Genomic DNA, 5,935 nt, shown 5'->3' on the forward strand with positions numbered 1-5,935 from the left:
CCACGCGGATCGGCAGGCGGCCCTGCAGTTCGGGCAGCAGGTCGGACGGCTTGGCGACGTGGAAGGCGCCCGAGGCGATGAACAGGATGTGGTCGGTCTTCACCGGCCCGTGCTTGGTCGAGACCGTCGTGCCCTCGATCAGGGGCAGGAGGTCGCGCTGCACGCCCTCGCGGCTGACGTCGGCGCCCGAGCGCTCGCGGCTGGACGCCACCTTGTCGATCTCGTCGAGGAACACGATGCCCTGGTTCTCGGCCAGCGACAGGGCCTCGGTGGTCAGGGCCTCCTGGTCCACCAGCTTGTCGCTCTCCTCGGCGATCAGCGGGGCCCAGGCGCCCGCCACGGTGGTCTTGTGGGTCTTGGTGCGGCCGCCGAAGGCCTTGCCGAACATCTCGCCCAGGTTCAGCACGCCGAGGTTCGGCTGGCCGGGGATCTCCATGGGCATGGCGGGCCCTGCGTCCGCGAGCTGCAGCTCGACCTCCTTGTCGTCCAGCTCGCCGGCGCGGAGCTTCTTGCGGAAGCTCTCGCGGGCGGCGGTGGAGCCCGGGCCGGTCAGAGCGTCGAGGATGCGCTCCTCGGCGGCGGCCTCGGCGCGGGCGCGCACGCCGGCGCGGCGCTTCTCGCGCACCATGGCGATGGCGCTCTCGACGAGGTCGCGGACGATCTGGTCCACGTCGCGGCCGACGTAGCCCACCTCGGTGAACTTGGTGGCCTCGACCTTGAGGAACGGCGCCTGGGCCAGCTTCGCGAGGCGGCGCGCGATCTCGGTCTTCCCGACGCCGGTGGGGCCGATCATCAGAATGTTCTTCGGCGTCACCTCGTCGCGCAGGTCGTCGGGCACACGCCGGCGGCGCCAGCGGTTGCGCAGGGCGACGGCGACGGCCTTCTTCGCGTCGTTGTGTCCGACGATGTAGCGGTCGAGTTCGGAGACGATTTCACGGGGAGAGAATTCGGTCATGTCGGCCGCTAGATAGTGGCTAACTGGGCGGTGCGACAGCCTGCGGCTTCACCGGTGGGGCCGTGAGCGGCGGGGCGGGAAGCAGCTCGTCGAACAGCAGGCGCCAGCCGGCCGCGTCGTTGCGCCAGATGCGGACGTAGTGACCGCGACGCTCGGCGCCGTCCCGGGTCCATTTCGCGACGCCGTAGGTCCAGGCGAGGTCGCCGGCGTTCGAGGCCTGGCCGCCGAGGGGGGCGAAGGCGATGGACGCGGGACGTGTGGCGAGCTCGGCTTCGAGGCCTGCGCGGTCGACCGGCGGCCTTGCTCTGGACCCCACGATACGGCCATCGTCGGCGACTACAGCCAGGAACGCCGCCTTCACGTCGGTCTTTGCCGCCGCGTGCAGTGCGATCTCCGCCTTCATGACCTGGTCCATGGCCTTGGCGTGGGAGCCGGTCTGTTTCGCCGCTGGCCGGGCGTAGGCGACGGGCGAGTCCTTCGGCGCGGCGCCGGTCTGGTCGCTGGGCGGACCGCCGTCGAACAGCCATTTCCACGCCCCGTCCGGCTGCTTGGCCCAGACGGTGAAATAGTAGCCGCCGGGCTGCCCGTTTCGTGTGTAGGGGCCAGTGGTGAAGCCGAGGTCGCCGGAGCGGGCGATGCCGGCCCACAGCGGCCACCAGACGAGTTCGACGTCCTTGGGCCGCGGCTGGCCGTAGAGCGCCTTCGCCAGGATCGGTTCGGGCGCGAAGATGATGCCGTCGGGCGCCGAGTGCTTCAGGAAGCTGGCCTGCACGCCGAGCGCCAGGCCGTCGGCCGCGAAGGCCCGCTCGGCGGCCACGACCGGCGCCGGATCGACCGCGGGGGCGGCGAGGGCAGGGGTGTTCAGGGCCAGCGCGGTGATCAAGCTGGCGACAGGTCGAAGTTTCAAGTCGTCGTTCTCCTCTCGGCCGCCAAGGCTTCGAGGCGCGCGAGCTCGGAACGCGTCGCGGCCGACATGATCTCGGTCTTTTGGAAGGGATGCCCTTCCGGCCAGATCACTTTTTCGGCCACAGCAAGCGCCTTGAGCTCTTCGAGGTCGTCCACGCGTCGATAGGCCCACAGCCGCCAGATCGGGGTCAGGAACGACCAAGCCGTCCAGGCGCCTAACCAACCGACGATGACTGCAATTCCGACCGACCAAACCAGGATCTCGGCTCGGGCGCCGAACAGGGTCGCAAGGCCAAAAATCGCAGCGGGGAGTCCGAACATCAGAGCCATGACGGCCCCGTTCACGAACCATCCCGCTCTGGCGACGGCGGCGGCTGCCGATATCCGTCGTTCGAGTGGATCAACCAAGATTACAACACCTCAACCGTCAGGCTTCCGTTGGTGTAGACGCAGATGTCTGCGGCGATGCCCATCGCCTTGCGCGCGACGGCTTCCGCATCCAACCCGTTTACGTCCAACAGCGCCCTGGCTGCGGCGAGCGCGTAGTTTCCGCCCGACCCGATGGCCGCGACGCCATGCTCGGGCTCCAGTACGTCGCCGACGCCAGTGACGGTGAAGATAGCGTCCTTGTCGGCCACGATCAGCATGGCCTCCAGCCGGCGCAGGTAGCGGTCGGTTCGCCAGTCCTTGGCGAGGTCGACGCAGGCGCGGGCGAGCTGGTCGGGATACTGTTCCAGCTTGGCTTCGAGCCGCTCGATGAGGGTGAAGGCGTCGGCGGTGGAGCCGGCGAAGCCCGCGATGACCCGGCCGCCCGCCAGCTTGCGGACCTTCTTGGCCGTGCCCTTGACGACGGTTTGGCCCATGGACACCTGCCCATCGCCAGCCACGACGGTCCTGCCGTCCTTGCGCACCGCCAGGATGGTGGTGCCGTGCCAATCGGGGAATGCTGAGCTATTCGACATGGCCGCGATGTGAGCAGCCGGCCCATAGAGGTCAACCCAGTGAGGTCCGGGGAATGACATTCACCGACGAGGAGATCGAACGCTACGCCCGGCACCTGGTGCTGCGCGAGGTCGGCGGTCCGGGCCAGCAGAAGCTGAAGGCGTCCAGCGTGCTGATCGTCGGCGCCGGGGGCCTGGGCGCGCCGGCGTCGCTTTACCTGGCGGCCGCGGGGGTGGGGACGATCATCCTGGCCGACCCGGACGAGGTGGACCGCTCGAACCTGCAGCGCCAGGTGATCTATGCCGACGACGACCTGGGCCGGGCGAAGGTGGACGCCGCGGCCGATCGGTTGGCGGGGCTGAACCCCCACGTGTTCGTCGCCGGCTTCAACGGCGCCTTCGACGCCTCGACGGCCGACCAGCTCATCGAGGGCGTGGACCTGGTGCTGGACGGCACCGACGACTTCGCGACGCGGTTCTGCGTGAACGAAGCCTGCGTCCGGCACGGCAAGCCGCTGGTCTCGGGGGCGATCGGCCGCTGGACGGGGCAGGTAGGCGTGTTCGGCCGGCAGCCCTGCTACCGCTGCCTGGTGCCGGAGGTTCCGCCCGATGCGGAGACCTGCGTGGCGGTGGGCGTCGTGGGGGCGCTGGCGGGCGTGATCGGCTCGATGATGGCGCTGGAGGCGGTGAAGATGATCGTCGGCGCGGGGGAACCGCTGGCCGGCCGACTGCTGATCTACGACGCCCTGGCGGCCGAGACGCGGACCGTGCGGGTGGCGGGCGACCCGGAGTGTCCGGTGTGCGGGGGCGTCGGGGAATAGTTGCTCCCCCATTGGGGGAGCTGTCGGCGAACGCCGACTGAGGGGGTCGTCCGAGGTCTGAGCGGACCCCCTCCGGCGCTGCGCGCCACCTCCCCCAAGGGGGGAGGAATTGTTCCTCACACGTACTTCGCGATGAAGTCGGTGCTGGTGGTCAGGACGGTCTTCCAGGTGGCGTCGGACCAGCCGCGATGGCCTTCGCCCTTGAGGTCGACGGTCTCGCAGGTCTTGCCGGCGGCGCGGAGGGCCTTGGCCATGATCTTGGACTGGCGCGGGTCGACGATGGTGTCGTCGGTGCCGTGGATCAGCAGGACCGGGGCCTGGATCTCGTCGGCGCGGCGGGCGGGGGAGGCGCGGATCAGCAGGGCCTCGTCGGCCTTCGGGTCGCCCATGGACGCGCGCCAGTAGGCGTAGGCCGGCGAGTCCGGGCCGTCCTCCTTGCGGGAGAAGGCCAGGCTCTCGACGAGGTCGGCGTCGCCGGCGATGGAGACGACCGCACGATAGAGGTCGGGCCGGCGCACGGCGCCCATCAGGGCCGCGTAGCCGCCGTAGCTGGCGCCCATGATCGCCATGCGGCGCGGATCGGCCCTTCCGGAGGCGACCACCTGGGCGACGGCGTCCTCGACGTCCTCCTGCATGCGGTCGGCCCACTGGCGCTTGCCCAACTCGGCGAAGGCGCGGCCGTAGCCGCCCGAGCCGCGGAAGTTCGGCTGCAGGACCAGCCAGCCGCGCGCCGAGAGGGCCTGGGCGGTGGTGTCGTAGTCGAGGTAGTCGCGCACCTCGGGCCCGCCGTGGGGCATGACCACCATGGGCAGCGGCTTACCGTCGGCGGTGATCGGGGTCGTCAGGTAGGCGGGGATCTCGGCCCCGTCGCGGGTGCGGACCTTGAGCGCCTCGGTCCTGGCCAGCCGCTCGGGGGTGAGCCACGGCTTGCAATGGCCGATGTATTCGAGCGCCCGCCGGTCGCGGTCGTAGACCTGGAACGACCCCGGCTCCTGCGGCCCGGTCGATTTGAACAGCATCCTCTTGTGGCCGACGTCGATGTCGTAGAGCTGGACGTTGCAGGCGTTCTTGAGCGCGGCGTTCACCGCGCGGAAGTGAGGGGCCAGGGCCGGATCGGCGAACTGGTAGTTGAGGCGGTCATCCCAGTAGGCGCTGCCCACCAGGGTCAGGTTCTCGTCGACGAAGGCGGTCTCGAAGTCGCGGTCGGGCCGCTCGGCGACGATCTCGCCGAACTCCAGGCTGGCCAGGTCGAAGGTGCGGATCACGCTGGTGTCCCGGCCCTCGGCGCGCTGGCAGACGAGGAAGACGCCCGCGTGCGGGGTCGGCCCCACCACGTCGAAGTCGGGCAGCTTCTTCATCTCGTTGAAGCGCGACTTGCGGATCAGCTTCCACTCGCGCTCGCCCGGCGCGCGGCCGTAGACCCAGCCGACGGTGCCGCGGGCATTGGAATCCATCCGCAGCATGGGCACGCCGCCCTGGGTCAGCCAGAAGTCGGTGGCGGCGACGCCCTGCTCCACCAGCTCGGCCTGGCCGGTGTAGACGTCCACCTGGTAGAGGCCATAGGCGCCGCGGCCATCGTTCCAGGCCTGCATCAGCACCCGCCGCGGATCGTCCTTCAGATAGTCCACGACGCGCGAGGCGTCGAAGCCGCGCCGCAGCACCGAGCGGGAACCCGCGAACATGACGACCGGGTCCTGGCCGTCGAGGTTCACCGAGACCACCCGCTTCACCGGGATGGGCACGAAGGTGTCGTAGAACCACATCCCGTAGGGCTGGCCCTTGTCGTCCTTCGTGAAGGTGATCCAGATCAGCAGGCGCTCGTTGTTGGCCCACTCCACGTGGCTGACCGACTGCTCGCCGATATAGGCGGTGCGGGGCTCGGCAGAGAGGTCGGCCAGGCGGGAGAGCGTGACGAAGGCGTGCTTCTTCCCGTCGCGCTGGCGGCTGCGCAGGATGGCGAGCTGTTCGCCGTCGGGCGAGATGGCGGCGTCGTGCACCTCGGGCTCGCGCAGCAGCTCGTCGATGGAGGGCGGGACCGGGGCGGCGGACGCGGGCGACGCCGAAAGCGCGGCCGGCCCCAGCAGGGGCGCCGCAGCGCCCGCCACGAGCATCGCGCGACGCGTCAGCATGGTCCGAAGTCGCCCAACCGCATTCGGTCCCGATGCTTGGTCACAGCCGCGTCACGCGTCAATGGCGCGTTACGGCAGGGACGTGACGTCACAGCATCTGGGGCAGGACGCGGTCGGGCGGCCGGTGGCCGTCCATCCAGGTCTTGATGTTGATGATCACCTTCTCGCCCATGTCGACGCGGG

7 protein-coding genes are annotated in these 5,935 nt (G+C 70.0%); 1 reads left to right on the top strand and 6 read right to left on the bottom strand.

Going from position 1 to position 5,935, the window contains the following annotated elements; genetic code table 11:
• From hslU to hslV, 4 genes are all read right to left on the bottom strand, one after another.
• The coding region (gene hslU, locus Q0L11_RS12260; RefSeq protein WP_296597581.1) for an ATP-dependent protease ATPase subunit HslU at positions 1 to 955 on the bottom strand (955 nt) is incomplete at its 3' end.
• Positions 956 to 974: 19 nt separating this feature from the next.
• Positions 975 to 1,862: a nuclear transport factor 2 family protein gene (locus Q0L11_RS12265; protein WP_296597582.1), complete on the bottom strand. Its 888-nt coding sequence runs from the start codon at positions 1,860 to 1,862 to the stop codon at positions 975 to 977.
• Entirely contained in the window at positions 1,859 to 2,191 is a 333-nt protein-coding gene (locus Q0L11_RS12270) for a hypothetical protein (RefSeq protein WP_296597583.1), read from the bottom strand. Before Q0L11_RS12270 ends, Q0L11_RS12265 begins: the two co-directional genes overlap by 4 nt.
• An 80-nt stretch (positions 2,192 to 2,271) precedes the next feature.
• On the bottom strand, positions 2,272 to 2,823 hold the full coding sequence (gene hslV, locus Q0L11_RS12275) for an ATP-dependent protease subunit HslV (protein ID WP_296597585.1): 552 nt from the start codon (positions 2,821 to 2,823) through the stop codon (positions 2,272 to 2,274).
• Positions 2,824 to 2,876: 53 nt separating this feature from the next.
• Here hslV and Q0L11_RS12280 point away from each other — a divergent pair, with 53 nt between their 5' ends.
• On the top strand, positions 2,877 to 3,623 hold the full coding sequence (locus tag Q0L11_RS12280; RefSeq protein WP_296597586.1) for a molybdopterin-synthase adenylyltransferase MoeB: 747 nt from the start codon (positions 2,877 to 2,879) through the stop codon (positions 3,621 to 3,623).
• Positions 3,624 to 3,739: 116 nt separating this feature from the next.
• On the opposite strand, the gene Q0L11_RS12285 is transcribed toward Q0L11_RS12280, so the two are convergent.
• Positions 3,740 to 5,752, bottom strand: coding sequence for a S9 family peptidase (locus Q0L11_RS12285; RefSeq protein WP_296597587.1), 2,013 nt, complete (start codon positions 5,750 to 5,752; stop codon positions 3,740 to 3,742).
• Between the two features lie 88 nt (positions 5,753 to 5,840).
• Positions 5,841 to 5,935: hypothetical protein (locus tag Q0L11_RS12290; protein WP_296597588.1), on the bottom strand; the 95-nt coding region annotated here is incomplete at its 5' end.

Origin of the sequence: Phenylobacterium sp. (genome assembly GCF_024508875.1) — a bacterium.
In the GTDB taxonomy this organism is placed as follows: Bacteria; Pseudomonadota; Alphaproteobacteria; order Caulobacterales; family Caulobacteraceae; genus Phenylobacterium.